Source organism: Pseudomonas sp. Choline-02u-1 (assembly GCF_002836515.1).
Classification (GTDB): Bacteria; Pseudomonadota; Gammaproteobacteria; order Pseudomonadales; family Pseudomonadaceae; genus Aquipseudomonas.
Window position 1 is genome coordinate 198602 of the sequence record NZ_PJBC01000001.1, and the last position, 14475, is coordinate 213076.

A 14475-nucleotide genomic window follows, 5' to 3' on the forward strand; every position below is an offset into this window, starting at 1 on the left:
GATTTACCCGAAAACGACGAAACGCCAGATTATTGGTTGACACCGCAACTAAATAATCAGAGGATTTCCCTGCCGAACGTTGCGGGCGATTCTGGCTGAATGATAGGCCGTCGCTCGCGTCATAAAAATAATTATCAGGTTTTGGTCATGAATCCTTTCATTTGCGCGGGCGTCGATTGGCCAAATTCGGCGATCACCTTGCCGCCGCCCGCCCCCGGCTGATCCTTCCCCCCGCTAATCCCACGAGTCTTTTTTCAGCAGCCACTTCAGTGTGGAGGGACAGGTCATGCTCAACGTCATCGTCACCGGCAAAACCTGCGAAGCCGAAGGCATCTGCAGTTTTGAATTAAGCGCCGCGGATGGCACCGTGTTGCCGCCGTTTGAAGCGGGCGCGCACATCGATGTTCATCTGGCCGGCGGCATGGTCCGCCAATATTCCTTGTGCAATGACCCCAGAGAGCGCCAGCGCTATCTGATCAGCGTGCTCAAGGACCCGCAATCCCGTGGCGGCTCACAGGCCATGCACGAGCAGATCCTCACCGGGCAAATGCTGACGATCAGCGCCCCGCGCAACCTGTTCGCGCTTGAGCCCACCGCCTCGCGACATTTGCTGTTTGCCGGCGGCATCGGCATCACCCCGATGCTGGCGATGGCTTATGCCCTGGCTCCGCAAGACGTGCCTTTCGAGCTGCATTACTGCTTTCGCTCCAGCGATCGCGCAGCGTTTCTGCCGCTGCTGGCACAAGCCCCGTTCGCTGAGCGGGTCATCCTGCATGACGACAGTGGCACGCAGGCGCAGAAGCTCGACGCCGCGGCGCTGCTCGCCTTGTCCGACGCAGGCAGTCACCTGTACGTCTGCGGCCCAGGCGGATTCATGAGTCACATCATCGACACCGCGCAGCATGCAGGCTGGCCTGCACACAGAGTCCATCGGGAGTTCTTCGCCGCCGCGCCCATCGATCACAGGGCCGATACGGCCTTCGAAGTCGAACTCGCCCGCAGCGGGCAGATCTTCCAGATCCCGGCCGACCGCAGCGTGTTCGAAGTGCTCGACGAGGCCGGTGTGGCCATCGACTCATCCTGCGAGCAAGGCATTTGCGGAAGCTGCATGACCCGCGTGCTCAGCGGCATCCCCGAGCATCGCGACCAGTTCCTCAGCGCCGCCCAACAGGCCGCCAACGATCAATTCACCCCGTGCTGCTCGCGGGCCAGGACGACGCGCCTGGTGCTCGATCTTTGAACAACTAAAACAATTGGCTCGACAGGAGAAGCTCATGATCACGTCCACGCCCGAATCACTCGCCAGCGAACTTGCAGCCCCTGCTCTGCCCGAGTATGCGCTGAATCAATGGTACGTCGCCGCCCTCGGTTGGGAGCTTGAAGACAAACCGCTGGGTCGGACCTTGCTGAACCACCCGGTGGTGCTGTTTCGCAAATCCGACGGAACCGTCGCTGCCCTCGAAGACCGTTGCTGTCATCGCGCCCTACCGTTATCCAACGGCACGCTTGAAGCCTCCGGCATCCGTTGCGGCTACCACGGCCTGCTGTTCGACGACGCCGGCAGGTGCGTGGAAATACCCGGGCAGGACAAGATCCCCAGCAAGGCCAAGGTGCCGGCCTATCATGTGCGCGAACAGGACCAGATCGTCTGGATCTGGTTCGGCAGCGCGGCGCAGCCCGAGCCCGATTGCGAACCGCCGCCCTACGCCGTGCACAGCAGCGGCCAATACCTGTTCGACGGCAGCGTCTATCACTACGAGGCGCCGTATCAGCTGATTCACGACAACCTGATGGACTTGAGTCACTTGGGCTATGTGCATCTGCGCACCATCGGCGGCAACGCCAGCATCCATATGAACGCGCGGATGACAGTGGAAAGTGAAGGCAACGTGGTCCGCGTGGTGCGCCATATGCCGGATTCGGTGCCACCGCCGACCTATACCGCCGCCTACCCGTTCAAAGGCACCGTCGACCGTTGGCAGGAAATCGAATTCCACGTCAGTCATCTGCGCATCTGGACCGGTGCGGTAGATGCCGGCAGCGGCTCGCTGGACGATCCCGAGCGCGGTGGTTTTCATATGCGCGGCTTTCATGGCGTGACACCGGAAACCGCGACCACCAGTCATTATTTCTGGACCATCGCCACCAATCCGGCGAGCGATCCGCAGGCGATCAAGGACAAAGTCGTCGAGCAGACCATCCTGACCTTCGATGAGGACAAGCAAGTGATCGAAGCGCAGTACCGCAACCTCTGCCGGTTCGGTGCACGACCGATGATCGACATTCACGTCGACGTCGGCGCCAACCGCGCCCGGAGAATCATCGAGCAACTGCGTCAGGCGTGAGCCCCTTCAGCCAGTCTGGCGCAGGCGACTGAGTTCCTTCGACGGCGGGCAGCCGAACTGGCGGTTGTATTCGCGGCTGAACTGCGAAGCGCTTTCGTAGCCAACGCGGTAACAGGCGCTGGATACGTCCAGCCCTTCATTGATGATCAGCCGCCGCGCCTCCTGCAGGCGCAGCTGTTTTTGATATTGCAGCGGGCTCATCGCGGTGACGGCTTTGAAGCGATGGTGCAGCGCCGAATTGCTCAGGTTGGCCACCTGCGCCAGCGCGTCGATGCGCAGCGGTTCGGTAAAATGTCTGTTCAGCCAGTCGATGGCCCGCGTGACCCGGTGCGTCTGCGAATCGCTGACGGCGATTTCATACAGCAGATGCCCGTGCTTGCCGCGCAGCAGGCGGTAATACAGCTCGCGCAACGCCATCGGCGCGAGCATGCCGATGTCGCGCGGATTATCCAGCAGACGCACCAGACGCAGCATGGTGTCGAGCAGAGTCACGTCGATCTTGTCGAGAAACATCCCGCGCCCGGTTTCCTGCGGCACCCCGGTCGGCGGCGACTCGGCAATCAGTTGCGTCAGTTGCGCCGGGTCGAAATCCAGCCGTACGCAAAAGTAGGGTGCTTCGGGCGAGGCTTCGATCACTCGGCCAGACACCGGCAATGTCACCGAGACCACAAGATAATTCAGCGGGTCGTAGAGGAAACGTTCGTCACCCAGCCCGACTTCCTTGCGCCCCTGCACGATCAGGCACAGCGCTGGCCGGTGCACAACGTGAATCAGCTCGGACGGGCCATCGAGACGGATCACGTGCAGCGGCGCAATCGCGGTTTCGTAGGTGCCCGGCGCATCGAAGCGCTGAGTCAGCAGGCGCACCAGCTCGGCGCGATAGACCGCCGTGTCGTGGAGGATGGAAGCGTCGTTGTCCATGCAAAAGGCCTCGCAAGCAGACGAAAGGTGGGTCAACTGCGGATGAAGATTAGCCAGTTTCAGCAAAGGGCGGCTAGATCAAAGATGCTGCAGATTTGCCTGATTCTGCGTTAGTCAGAACAGGGTAAACCTTGGGCGCGTGATCCCGCGCGCCCAGGGTTTACCGCATAACTGTCAGCCCGCCGTGACCGTCATGCCGCCATCAGCCATGACCACCGCGCCGACCATGAAACTGGCACGGTCGGAGGCGAGAAAGGCCACGATCTCGGCAATTTCCTTCGGCTGCGCCGCACGGCCGATCGGCGCCGCCTCGCCGTGCTGCGCGAGGAAGCCCGGTCCGTCCTCGACTACATCATTGAGGATATTGGTCACCACATCGCCGACGCCGATGGCGTTGACGCGAATGCCGTGCTCGATGACCTCCAGCGCCAGCGTGCGGGTCAGTTGTGCCAGCGCGCCTTTCGAGGCGGTGTAGGCGGCAATCGTGGGGAAGGCGAAGTACGAGGCATAGGAAGCGATATTGACGATCGCACCGGACTTGTTCGGGATCATTGCCCTGACCGCTTCGCGGCAGTGCAGGAAGGCTGCCGTGGCATTCACCGCCTGGATTTTCTCCCAGTCGTCGCGGCTCATGTCGATCACCGCTTTGTTGATGATGATTCCGGCGTTGTTGACCAGAATATCGAGGCGGCCGAAGTGCTCAACGGCAAGGCCCACCGCGCGTTCGGCCGCGCCGTCCTCGGTGATGTCTGCCACCAGCGGCACCAGATCGGGACGGGCCAATTCCTCGACAGCCGGGTTGAGGTCTTCGGCAATCACCTTGGCGCCGCGGGCATGCAGCATCAACGCAATCGCCTTGCCGATGCCACTGGCTGCCCCCGTGACCAGTGCAACTTTACCGGCAACTTCTTGTGGCAGGGTGTGATTGAAATCAGTCATGGTCTTGACTCCTCGATAGCGAATCGGTGTTGCACCTGATGGCGCAGTCGTGAACACGGCTTCACTGTCGCGCACTGTCCGCCGCCGGGCTTTCGGGCGATTGCCGGGACTGTCGGAGTTTTGCGCTGGAGTTTCTCGTTTACCCGCCCTAACCTTCAAAATCATTCGCAGCCGAAGCTTTTGATGGAGCGTCCTGTGCCCTCTGCCAGCTCTGCTACACCGACAATCAGCCAACCCGCGCGCATCGCCGCCGAAGCCATGCCGAAGCATTTGCCCGGTGTCGCGGAAACGGCGCCGCCCCGGCCGCAACTCAAGGATGCCGTGGTGCAGTTGTTCCGCCATCAGACTCTGCTCGAGCCGATTCGCGTGCCCTGCGTGGCCGAACCGCTGCTGGTCCTGGTTCTGGCCGGCACTGCGCGGGTCGAGGAGCGTTCATTGGGTGGCGATTGGCAGGCGAGCCAGGTCACGGCGGGCGATTTCTTCCTGACCAACACCCGCGAACCCTACGAAATGCGCTGGCAGACCGAAGGCTGTGAAGTGTTCGAAGTGATGCACCTTTATCTCGGCCTGGGCCTGATCAAAGAAGCGGCGCGCGAAGCTTTCGGCGAACAGGCCGGAGCGGTGACCTTCGCTGACGTTTCCGGTGCGCGTGATGAACACGTCAGCTTCATCCTTGAGCAACTGCGAGTCGAACTTACAGAACAACGCCAGCCCAGCGCACTGTTGGTGCACTGCCTGGCTCAGGCTTTAGCGATCCATCTGCTGCGTCACTATCTCGACCCGGACAGCAACCCGCGTCGCGACAACGCCCTGCCCGCCTACAAACTGCGCCGGGTAATCGAAGCCATGAATGCGAATCTGGCGGAGGATTTCGGCCTCAGTCAACTGGCCGTCATCGCCGAGCTGAGCGACTACCACTTCAGCCGCACCTTCAAGCGCGCCACCGGTTTATCGCCCTCGCAATACTTCATCCGCCTGCGCATGAGCCGCGCGCGTCAGTTGTTGCTGGAGACGACGCGCAGCGTGATCGACATTGGCCTGGAAGTCGGCTACTCCAGCCCAAGCCACTTTTCCCAGATTTTTCGCCGCGAAGTTGGAGTTACGCCGAGCACCTACCGCGATACGCCTCGTGGCGGTTGAAGTTCGGTTGAAAAACGACGCAGCAGAATTGGGCAAATGCCGAGGAGGAATCGGTTAATTGCCTATGCGCTGCCGCGCTTAATCTTCTTCCAGGCCCACTCCCGGGCACAGCGAAGAGGACGACATCATGCTGAACATTCAAGACAAAGTAATCGCGATTACCGGCGCCAGCAGCGGCATCGGCGAAGCCACCGCACGCCTGCTCGCCGAGCGTGGCGCCAAAGTGGTATTGGGCGCACGGCGCACCGAGCGTCTGGCAGTGATCGCCGATGACATCAACGCCGCCGGTGGCCACGCGCAATTTCGCGCACTGGACGTCACCGATCAGCAGGATGTGCAGCGCTTCGTTGATTTCGCCGTCGAGCATTACGGCCGCGTCGATGTGCTGGTCAACAACGCCGGGGTCATGCCGTTGTCGCGGCTGGACGCGCTGAAGGTCGATGAGTGGAACCGCATGATCGACGTCAACATCCGTGGCGTACTTCACGGCATCGCCGCCAGCCTGCCATTGATGCAGCGCCAGCGCGCCGGGCAGATCATCAACATCGCTTCGATCGGCGCCTACGCGGTCAGCCCTACTGCGGCGGTGTACTGCGCGACCAAATATGCCGTACGGGCGATTTCCGAAGGCTTGCGTCAGGAAGTGGGCGGCGATATCCGCGTCACCGTCATCGCACCGGGCGTGACTGAATCGGAACTGGCCGAGAGCATTTCCGACGAAGGCGGCCGCGCCGAGATGAAGTCATTCCGCAAGATCGCCATCCCCGCCGAAGCCATCGCCCGCGCGATTGCCTACGCCGTCGAACAACCGGCAGAAGTCGACGTCAGCGAACTGATCGTGCGTCCAACGGCAAGCCCTTACTGAGACCAGCAACAAACCTGTGGGAGCGGGCTTGCTCGCGAAAGCGGTGTGTCAGGCAATGATGATCTTGAACCTGCCGCCGCCTTCGCGGGCAAGCCCGCTCCCACAGAGATTCGGGTTGCACTGGAGATGGTCGAATTGCCTCCGGATCATTGTGGGAGCGGGCTTGCTCGCGAAAGCGGTGTGTCAGGCAATGATGATCTTGAACCTGCCGCCGCTTTCGCGGGCAAGCCCGCTCCCACAGGGAATCGGGTAGCGCTGAAGATGGTCGAATTGCCTCCGGACCAGTGTGGGAGCGGGCTTGCTCGCGAAAGCGGTGTGTCAGGCAATGATGATGCTGAATGTGCCGCCGCCTTCGCGGGCAAGCCCGCTCCCACAGAGATTCGGGTTGCACTGGAGATGGTCGAATTGCCTCCGGACCAGTGTGGGAGCGGGCTTGCTCGCGAAAGCGCCGGGTCAGGTAAATATGATCTTGAACGTGCCGTCGCCTTCGCGGGCAAGCCCACTCCCACAGGAATTTTGGTTGCACTGAAGATGGTCGAATTGCCTCCGGATCATTGTGGGAGCGGGCTTGCTCGCGAAAGCGGTGCATCAGGCAATGATGATCTTGAACCTGCCGCCGCCTTCGCGGGCAAGCCCGCTCCCAGAGAGATTCGGGTGGCGCTGAAGATGGTTGATTTGCCGCTGAATCATTGTGGGAGCGGGCTTGCTCGCGAAAGCGGTGTGTCAGGGCAATGATGATCTTGAACCTGCCGCCGCCTTCGCGGGCAAGCCCCCTCCCACAGGGATTCGGGTGGCGCTGAAGATGGTCGATTTGCCGCTGAATCATTGTAGGAGCGGGCTTGCTCGCGAAAGCGCCGGGTCAGGCAAATATGATCTTGAACGTGCCGCCGCCTTCGCGGGCAAGCCCGCTCCCACAGAGATTCGGGTTGCACTGGAGATGGTCGAATTGGCTCCGGATCATTGTGGGACCGGGCTTGCTCGCGAAAGCGGTGTGTCAGGCAATGATGATCTTGAACCTGCCGCCGCTTTCGCGGGCAAGCCCGCTCCCACAGAGATTCGGGTGCCGCTGAAGATGGTCGATTTGCCGCTGAATCATTGTGGGAGCGGGCTTGCTCGCGAAAGCGGTGTGTCAGGCAATGATGATCTTGAACCTGCCGCCGCTTTCGCGGGCAAGCCCGCTCCCACAGGGATTCGGGTGGCGCTGAAGATGGTCGATTGGCCGCTGAATCATTGTGGGAGCGGGCTTGCTCGCGAAAGCGCCGGGTCAGGCAAATATGATCTTGAACGTGCCGTCGCCTTCGCGGGCAAGCCCGCTCCGACAGAGATTCGGGTTGCACTGGAGATGGTCGAATTGCCTCCGGATCATTGTGGGAGCGGGCTTGCTCGCGAAAGCGGTGTGTCAGGCAATGATGATCTTGAACCTGCCGCCGCCTTCGCGGGCAAGCCCGCTCCCACAGGGATTCGGGTGGCGCTGAAGATGGTCGATTTGCCGCTCCCACAGGGATTCGGGTTGCACTGGAGATGGTCGATTTGCCTCCGGACCAGTGTGGGAGCGGGCTTGCTCGCGAAAGCGGAGTGTCAGGCAATGATGATCTTGAACCTGCCGCCGCCTTCGCGGGCAAGCCCGCTCCCACAGGGATTCGGGTGGCGCTGAAGATGGTCGATTGGCCGCTGAATCATTGTGGAAGCGGGCTTGCTCGCGAAAGCGGAGTGTCAGGCGATGATGACGCTGAACCTGCCGCCGCCTTCGCGGGCAAGCCCGCTCCCACAGGGAATCGCGGTGCTGCTGGCCAAGCGGGTTCGCCTTTACATCCAACCTACCGCGCGCCCGGCCCGATCAACATGCTTTCAATCTCGGCGCCGGGCATCATCTGTTGCAAACCTTCGATGAGTTTGTCGCCCGCCTCGGTCAGCGCCTCCAGCGGCATCGCCGGCAGGCTTTCGAGGATGAACCACATATGCCGGGCCTGCGCATCGAGGCGGGTTCGCACGCCCTGGCGCCAGTTCCAGCGCCGGCAGGTCACGCCTTGGTCATCGCGCCAGACCACTTCACCAGCGTCCGGAAATTCATGCGCGGACACGCCCTCTTTCATCGTGTCGAACGGTTCGCTGCCATCGGCGACGACCAGACGTGGCGAACCAACATAGGCTTCGGCATTTTCGCCACCGACGGGGATTGCGTATTCAAGGCTGATGGCGTTGTACAGGTCGACCACCGGATCGATGCTCGGCAAGTCGCCGTCGCGCAACACACGTTTGCGCAGAGCCTCGGCGGAACAAGGCGTGCGCTGCGGTTTGGCGCCGAACAAACGAAAGACATCGGCCCAGGCCTGCAAATGCGCAGGCGCCCACGCCGGACCACCGGCAGCGACGATTTGACAGGCTTTGGCCAGTGCTTCACCGGCCACGTAAGCCTGAGTAATCGGCGCCGCTCGCACGACAATACTCAGCGCTCTGAAGCCCGGCGCCAGTTGCGCAACAGCCGGATCGATTGACGGCACGACAGACAGCATCCCAGAATCCCCCTCACACCCGAATTTCAGGCGATGCTAGCGACCAATGACCAAGAAAGTCAATATACCGACCGAGGCCGGCGCCGACGTCCAGACTGTCAGCGCAGCGGTTTCCCGCACGCTCAAACAGGCGCGCAAACAACAGAGCATCACCCTTGACGAACTGTCCCGGCGCTCCGGCGTGAGCAAAGGCATGGTAGTGGAAATCGAGAAAGGCTCGGCCAACCCGAGCATCGCGACCCTGTGCAAGATCGCTGCCGCGCTGGGCTTGTCAGTGGCGGACTTCGTCAACGTCGCAGATACACCAGCGGCGCACCTGATCGGCAGCCAGGACATCCCAACGCTGTGGACCGGTGAGCTGGGCGGATCGGCGCGATTGCTGGCCGGAACCAGCGGCCCGAACATGCTCGAATTGTGGCGCTGGGAGTTGTTTCCCGGCGAGTCGTTTTCTTCCGCCGGGCACCCGAACGGCACCACAGAACTTTTTCACGTCGAGAAAGGCACGTTGCATCTGACGGTTGGCAATGTCGAACTGGTCGTCGGGCCTGGGTGTTCGGCGGTAGCGCGTACGGACGTGGCGCATGGGTACGCCAACCATGGGCGGTCGAAACTGGTTTTCACCATGTCGGTGACTGAGCTGCATCAGGGTGCCCGCGAAACTGCCTCGCCCTAGCCTCTGTAAGCCGGGCCAGGCAGGGCACGGTCCCGGCACCACTCAGCCCCGAGAAACGTCCATCAATTGCGCGCCGGAAACACCACCCCGACCCGCCGCGCATACACCATCCACGCTGCCTTCAACCGCTCAACTGTCTGCGGCTGCGCCCCCGCCAGATCAGTCGTCTCCCCGCGATCCCGTGCCAGATCAAACAACTGCCACTGCACCGGCTGCGCGGTGTCGCCCATTCCCACTTGCGGACGCATCCCCAGCAACTTCAGATCACCCTCACGGTAATAGGCATTGCCAAACAGCTCACCCGCCAGCGCTCCTTTGTCATGCGGGCTGCCCTCGCCCGCCAGCATCGGCATCAATGACCGTCCGGTAATCGGCTGCTTGCCAGCATCATTCGGCACGGCAATGCCGGCGATCTCGAGAAAGGTCGGCGCCAGGTCGTCAACCCGTGCCACGCCGCGCTCGATCCCTTGGCGGCGCAACGCCTTGGGCAGCTGAATGATCGCCGGCACGCTGATGCCGCCCTCGGCCGTGGTGCCTTTGAACAGATGGAACGGCGCGGCGCTGACCTCGGCCCAACGCAAGCCATAGTCGGCTTGTGATCCCACACGTCCCAGGTTGGCCAGGCTGTTATCGGTACGCGGCCCCGGTGGATAGAACTGCGCGTGGTTCTCGCCCGCCGCGCCGTTGTCGGACATGAACACGATCAAGGTGTTGTCGTATTGGCCGCTTTTGCGCAGGTAGTCAAGCAAGCGGCCGATGTTGTCATCAAGGTTGTCGACCATGGCCGCGTAGATCTCCATTTTGCGCGCGGCGATCTTGCGCTGTTCCGGACTCAATTGTTCCCAACCCGGCAGTTTCGAGTTGACCGGCAGCGGTTGTGCCGGCTGCGCATCCGCAGCGAGCAGGCCGAGCTTTTTCATGCGCTCGAGCCGTGACAGGCGCACGCTGTCGTAACCGTCGTCGAACCGCCCATGGTATTTGTCCAGATACGCTTGCGGTGCCTGCAACGGCCAATGCGGCGCGGTGTAGGCGGCGTAGGCAAAGAACGGCTTGCCGTCCTGTCTGACGTTCTGCAGATAGCCGATCAGCTTGTCGGTGTAGAAATCCGTGGAGTAAAAATTCTCCGGCACCTGCACGGCCCGACCGTTCTCGCGGTAATGCACCTGCTCGATCTTCGCCGGGTCGTCAGTCGCCGGTTTGAAGTGCGGCGCGCCGCCTTCAAGCAAGCTGAACGACTGGGCGAAACCGCGCTGATCCGGGCCCTGGTTCGCGTCCAGGCCCAAATGCCATTTGCCGGCCATCAGCGTGTGGTAACCGCCACGCTGCAACAGCTCGGCGACCGACCAGGCGCGCTCATTCAGATAACCCTCATATCCTGGTTTGCCGCGCTGAAACGGCTGTAATGCTTCGGCCATGGTACCGAGGCCGACCAGATGATTGTCGGTACCGGACAACAACATGGAGCGGGTGATCGAACAGGTCGGCGTCGCGTACAGGCTGGTGAACTGCAAGCCTTCGCGGGCCAGTTGATCGAGGCTTGGCGTCTGGATCTCGCCGCCGTAACTGCCGAGGTCGGAGTACCCCAGATCGTCGGCAACGATCAGCAGAATATTCGGCTTGGCCGCAGCACCGGCAGCGGCCAGCGCGGCACCGCTGCCGAGGGTCAGCGCCGCGCAGAGCACGGGCCACAACGTTCGCAAAACAGGCATAGGGACTCTCTTGTTATTGGTCAGTCTTCGAAGATCGCCACCGCGCGGACAAACCCTGCCGAAGCATGTTTGATCTTGTACGGGAAGCACGACACGGTAAAACCGCTGGCCGGCAGTTGCTCGAGGTTGGCCAGTTTCTCCATCTGCCCGTAACCAATATCGCGCCCGGCCTTGTGCCCTTCCCAGATGATCGAGGCGTCGCCGCTGGCGGCGAACCGTTCGCGGGTGTATTTGAACGGTGCGTCCCAGCTCCAGGCATCGGTGCCAACCACCCGCACCCCACGTTCGAGCAGATACAGCGTCGCCTCGCGGCCAATGCCGACGCCGGCATCCAGATAACCCGACTGGCCGAACAGCGCGCCGGCGCGGGTGTTGATCAGCACGATATCCAGCGCTTGCAGGTCATGCCCGATGCGCGCCAGCTCGGCTTCCACCTCGGCGGCAGTGACCACATGGCCGTCAGGCAGGTCGCGAAAATCCAGTTTCACCCCCGGCTGCAGGCACCACTCCAGCGGCAGTTCGTCGATGCCGAAGGCTGGCGCACCGCCGTCGGTGGTCGAGGCGTAATGCCACGGCGCGTCCATGTGCGTGCCGCTGTGAGTGGTAATGCTCAGGCGCTCGGCAGCCCAGGATTCGTTGCCGGGCATCTGCTCCAGTTGCAGGCCAGGGAACATCGCGGCCATTTCCGGCCAGCCTTGCTGGTGATCCATGTAATCGATCTTCGGCAGCAGCGGCGGCGGGTCCGTGTAAGGGTTGTTGTCGAGCGTCACCGAAAGATCGACAAGACGACGTTTACGCGCGATGGGCTGTGACATGGGAAGTCTCTCCGGGCAGGGGCAAATGCCGATAAGGGGCGGGATTCAAAGCGTTGCGCAGCAGTGCGGCGACATTGCCGTCATGGCTGAAGCCCGCCGCGCGGGCCTGGGGGGTTTTCAATGGCGGCAGACGTCCGAACAGCGCTTGCAGGTCAGCGTCGGGCGCAAAATTGATCAACGAGCGGCGTTGCTCGCCATAGGCCGCCGCCAGCGCATCGATCACTTGCGCAATCGACAACTGCAGCACCGGCAGTTGCCAGACTCGCTGTTGCGCGGCATGGCTCTGCAGTTCGGCGGCGTGGATCAGGTTGTTCACGCAGCAACGCGCCGACATCCACCACGCGGTTGCTTCCGGTGACACCGGGCAGCAGTAGTCGACGCCTTCGGCAAAGGCGCGCAGCAGGTCGCTCATGAAGGCCGAGCGCAAACCGTTGGGCTCACGCGGCCGCGCGACAATTCCCGGCAGGCGCACCGCGCGGCCATCCACTTCGCCGCGCCGGGCCAGATCGATCAACGCCTGCTCGACCATCGCCTTATGCGTGCCGTACGACAATTGCGGGCGCAGCGCGGCCTGCTCGTTCATCCTCGCTGGCAGGTCGGCGCCGTACACCGCGACGCTGCTGGCATACACCAGCACCGGCGGGCGCGCCTTGTTGCGCAATTGGTCGAGAAGTTCCAGGCTCGCCAGCAGGTTGACCTGATAGCCCGCCTCATAATCGTGTTCCGCCGCGCCGCCGGGAATGCTCACCAGATGAAACACCACGTCGATGCCATCGGCGAGCACCCGGCGCATCAATGCCGCGTCGGTCACGCTGCCGGTGTGCCGACGCAGGCGCGGATCGTCCGGCAAGCCCTGCACTTCGGTGTCCAGCACCAGTAACGAACGAATGACTTGCCCACGCAAACTGCCCCGCGAGAGCAAACAGCGCAGCAGTTCACGGCCGACGAAACCATTGGCGCCGGTGATCAATAAACGCATGGGCGTTCCTCAGCCATGGGCTTTGACGACGCGCTGGTCGATGGCACCGAACAGCGAGCGACCAGTGCTGCCCGTAACGTCCATGCGCACCCGATCACCGAAGCGCATGAAGCCGGTTTGCGCAGCGCCCTGCTCGATCATTTCAATGGCGCGCCGCTCGGCGATGCATGCCGAGCCGGCGCTGCGCTCAGCGTTAGAGACGGTCCCTGACCCGATCAGCGTGCCGGCGCGCAGACGCCGTGTCAGTGCGGCGTGAGCGATCAGTTCACCGAAGTGAAAATCCATCTGCCCGCCGTGGGGCTGGCCGAAGCGTTCGCCGTTCCACTCGACCTGCAGCGGCAAATGCACCCGGCCGTCGCGCCACGCCTCACCAAGTTCGTCCGGGGTGATCGCCAGCGGCGCAAAACTCGACGATGGCTTGGCCTGCAGGAAGCCGAAACCGGTGCGCATTTCCCGTGGCGCCAGGGCCCGCAAGCTGATGTCATTGATCTGCAGAATCAGTTTGATGTGCGCCAAAGCGTCTTCAGCCGAGCAGCCCATCGGCACGTCGTCAACCAGCACGACAAACTCACCTTCGAAATCGATGCCCTGGCTTTCACTGGGCAACTCGATGTCATCGCGCGGGCCGATGAAATCATCGCCGGCGCCCTGATACATCAGCGGCGTGCGATCGGCGCCTTCAATGGGCTCAAGGTTGAACGCCTTCTGCATCAGCGCGCCGTGGCTGAGAAACGCCGAACCGTCGCACCACTGATAGGCACGCGGTAACGGCGCCATGGCCTGGGCGGGATCGAAGTCCGTTGCGTGGCGGGCGTCGCCCGCTTCCAGCTGCCGTGCCAGGGCCTGCAAGCGCGGCTCGACAAGCGGCCAGTTTTCAATGGCGTATTGCAGGGTCGGCGCGACAGCGCTGGCGTCCAGCGCGTGAATCATATCGGGCGAAACGACGACCAGCCGACCGTCGCGGGTGTTGTTTTTTACTGTGGCGAGTTTCATGCCCAGGCTCCCTGGCGTTGTTGCAGTTGGGCGGCAAAGCGCCCGTCGAGAAGAATGAAAACCATGCGAGCCATGGCCTCGGTGCGGTTGCTCCACGCGTGGTTGGTGCCGCGCTGGACCACCACGTCGCCGCGTTTGAGCTGGACTTCCTGATCGTCGAGCACCAGCCACACTTCGCCCTCGGTAACGATGCCGTAATCGAGGGTTTCAGTGCGATGCATCAACCTGTGCCGGACGCTGGCATCGCCAGTGCCGGCCTCGGACTGACCCATCTCGGCGAACACTGCCGCTGCATCCACGGCGCTGATCTGGTTCTGCATGCTGTCCGGCGGAATGTCGACCACGCGGATCACGCTGCCGTGCGGGTCGGGGCTCAGTTGCAACGGTTTGTCCGTCGGGTCGCCGCCGTTGTCGAGGACAGCCGGGCTGGCGCTGCTGTTCCACAGTTCATGAAACACCGTGCCGGGCACCGCTTGCAGGGCGAATACGCTGGCGGTCGGGCCGCAACTGGCGATCACTGCGCGGCCATCGGCATCATGCCCGGTGACCACGCGTTTGAAGGGGGGAAGCGCTTGCATGGAAA

15 protein-coding genes are annotated in these 14475 nt (G+C 62.4%); 7 read left to right on the forward strand and 8 right to left on the reverse strand.

Translation table 11 applies throughout. From position 1 onward, the window contains the following. Positions 1–286: 286 nt before the first annotated feature. Complete coding sequence (locus CXF97_RS01000; RefSeq protein ID WP_101155323.1) at positions 287–1240, forward strand: PDR/VanB family oxidoreductase; 954 nt, start codon at positions 287–289, stop codon at positions 1238–1240. Positions 1241–1274: 34 nt separating this feature from the next. Then, positions 1275–2345, forward strand: a complete 1071-nt coding sequence (locus CXF97_RS01005) for an aromatic ring-hydroxylating dioxygenase subunit alpha (protein WP_101155325.1) — start codon at positions 1275–1277, stop codon at positions 2343–2345. 6 nt (positions 2346–2351) lie between these two features. On the opposite strand, the gene CXF97_RS01010 is transcribed toward CXF97_RS01005, so the two are convergent. Both CXF97_RS01010 and CXF97_RS01015 read right to left on the reverse strand, forming a co-directional pair. Further along, the gene (locus tag CXF97_RS01010; protein ID WP_101155327.1) at positions 2352–3266 is read right to left on the reverse strand and encodes an AraC family transcriptional regulator; all 915 of its coding nucleotides are present in this window, start codon (positions 3264–3266) and stop codon (positions 2352–2354) included. A 174-nt stretch (positions 3267–3440) separates the two neighbouring features. Next, positions 3441–4205, reverse strand: a complete 765-nt coding sequence (locus tag CXF97_RS01015) for an SDR family NAD(P)-dependent oxidoreductase (protein WP_101155329.1) — start codon at positions 4203–4205, stop codon at positions 3441–3443. A gap of 258 nt (positions 4206–4463) precedes the next feature. Between CXF97_RS01015 and CXF97_RS01020 the strand changes: the two genes are divergently transcribed. The 4 genes from CXF97_RS01020 to CXF97_RS28340 all read left to right on the forward strand — a co-directional run bounded on the left by CXF97_RS01020 (position 4464) and on the right by CXF97_RS28340 (position 7864). Then, positions 4464–5345: an AraC family transcriptional regulator gene (locus tag CXF97_RS01020; RefSeq protein ID WP_101155381.1), complete on the forward strand. Its 882-nt coding sequence runs from the start codon at positions 4464–4466 to the stop codon at positions 5343–5345. 127 nt (positions 5346–5472) lie between these two features. Beyond that, the gene (locus tag CXF97_RS01025; protein WP_101155331.1) at positions 5473–6210 is read left to right on the forward strand and encodes an SDR family oxidoreductase; all 738 of its coding nucleotides are present in this window, start codon (positions 5473–5475) and stop codon (positions 6208–6210) included. 45 nt (positions 6211–6255) lie between these two features. Then, positions 6256–6945, forward strand: coding sequence for a hypothetical protein (locus CXF97_RS27875; RefSeq protein ID WP_157830847.1), 690 nt, complete (start codon positions 6256–6258; stop codon positions 6943–6945). Then, positions 6914–7864: a hypothetical protein gene (locus CXF97_RS28340; RefSeq protein WP_157830848.1), complete on the forward strand. Its 951-nt coding sequence runs from the start codon at positions 6914–6916 to the stop codon at positions 7862–7864. The genes CXF97_RS27875 and CXF97_RS28340 overlap by 32 nt, the downstream gene beginning before the upstream one ends. A gap of 163 nt (positions 7865–8027) precedes the next feature. On the opposite strand, the gene CXF97_RS01055 is transcribed toward CXF97_RS28340, so the two are convergent. After that, positions 8028–8723: a B3/4 domain-containing protein gene (locus tag CXF97_RS01055; protein ID WP_101155337.1), complete on the reverse strand. Its 696-nt coding sequence runs from the start codon at positions 8721–8723 to the stop codon at positions 8028–8030. A gap of 46 nt (positions 8724–8769) precedes the next feature. On the opposite strand from CXF97_RS01055, the gene CXF97_RS01060 reads away from it, so the two are divergent. Further along, entirely contained in the window at positions 8770–9396 is a 627-nt protein-coding gene (locus tag CXF97_RS01060) for a helix-turn-helix domain-containing protein (protein WP_101155339.1), read from the forward strand. A gap of 62 nt (positions 9397–9458) precedes the next feature. On the opposite strand, the gene CXF97_RS01065 is transcribed toward CXF97_RS01060, so the two are convergent. The 5 genes from CXF97_RS01065 to CXF97_RS01085 are packed head-to-tail and all read right to left on the reverse strand — an operon-like array spanning position 9459 to position 14470. Continuing rightward, entirely contained in the window at positions 9459–11105 is a 1647-nt protein-coding gene (locus tag CXF97_RS01065) for an arylsulfatase (protein WP_101155341.1), read from the reverse strand. A gap of 20 nt (positions 11106–11125) precedes the next feature. Then, entirely contained in the window at positions 11126–11920 is a 795-nt protein-coding gene (locus CXF97_RS01070; RefSeq protein ID WP_101155343.1) for a cyclase family protein, read from the reverse strand. Beyond that, positions 11898–12899, reverse strand: a complete 1002-nt coding sequence (locus CXF97_RS01075) for an NAD-dependent epimerase/dehydratase family protein (protein WP_101155345.1) — start codon at positions 12897–12899, stop codon at positions 11898–11900. The genes CXF97_RS01070 and CXF97_RS01075 overlap by 23 nt, the downstream gene beginning before the upstream one ends. A gap of 9 nt (positions 12900–12908) precedes the next feature. Next, positions 12909–13892 (reverse strand): fumarylacetoacetate hydrolase family protein, encoded by a 984-nt coding sequence (locus tag CXF97_RS01080; RefSeq protein WP_101155347.1) that lies wholly within the window; start codon positions 13890–13892, stop codon positions 12909–12911. Beyond that, complete coding sequence (locus tag CXF97_RS01085; RefSeq protein ID WP_101155349.1) at positions 13889–14470, reverse strand: cupin domain-containing protein; 582 nt, start codon at positions 14468–14470, stop codon at positions 13889–13891. The genes CXF97_RS01080 and CXF97_RS01085 overlap by 4 nt, the downstream gene beginning before the upstream one ends. Positions 14471–14475 lie beyond the last annotated feature (5 nt).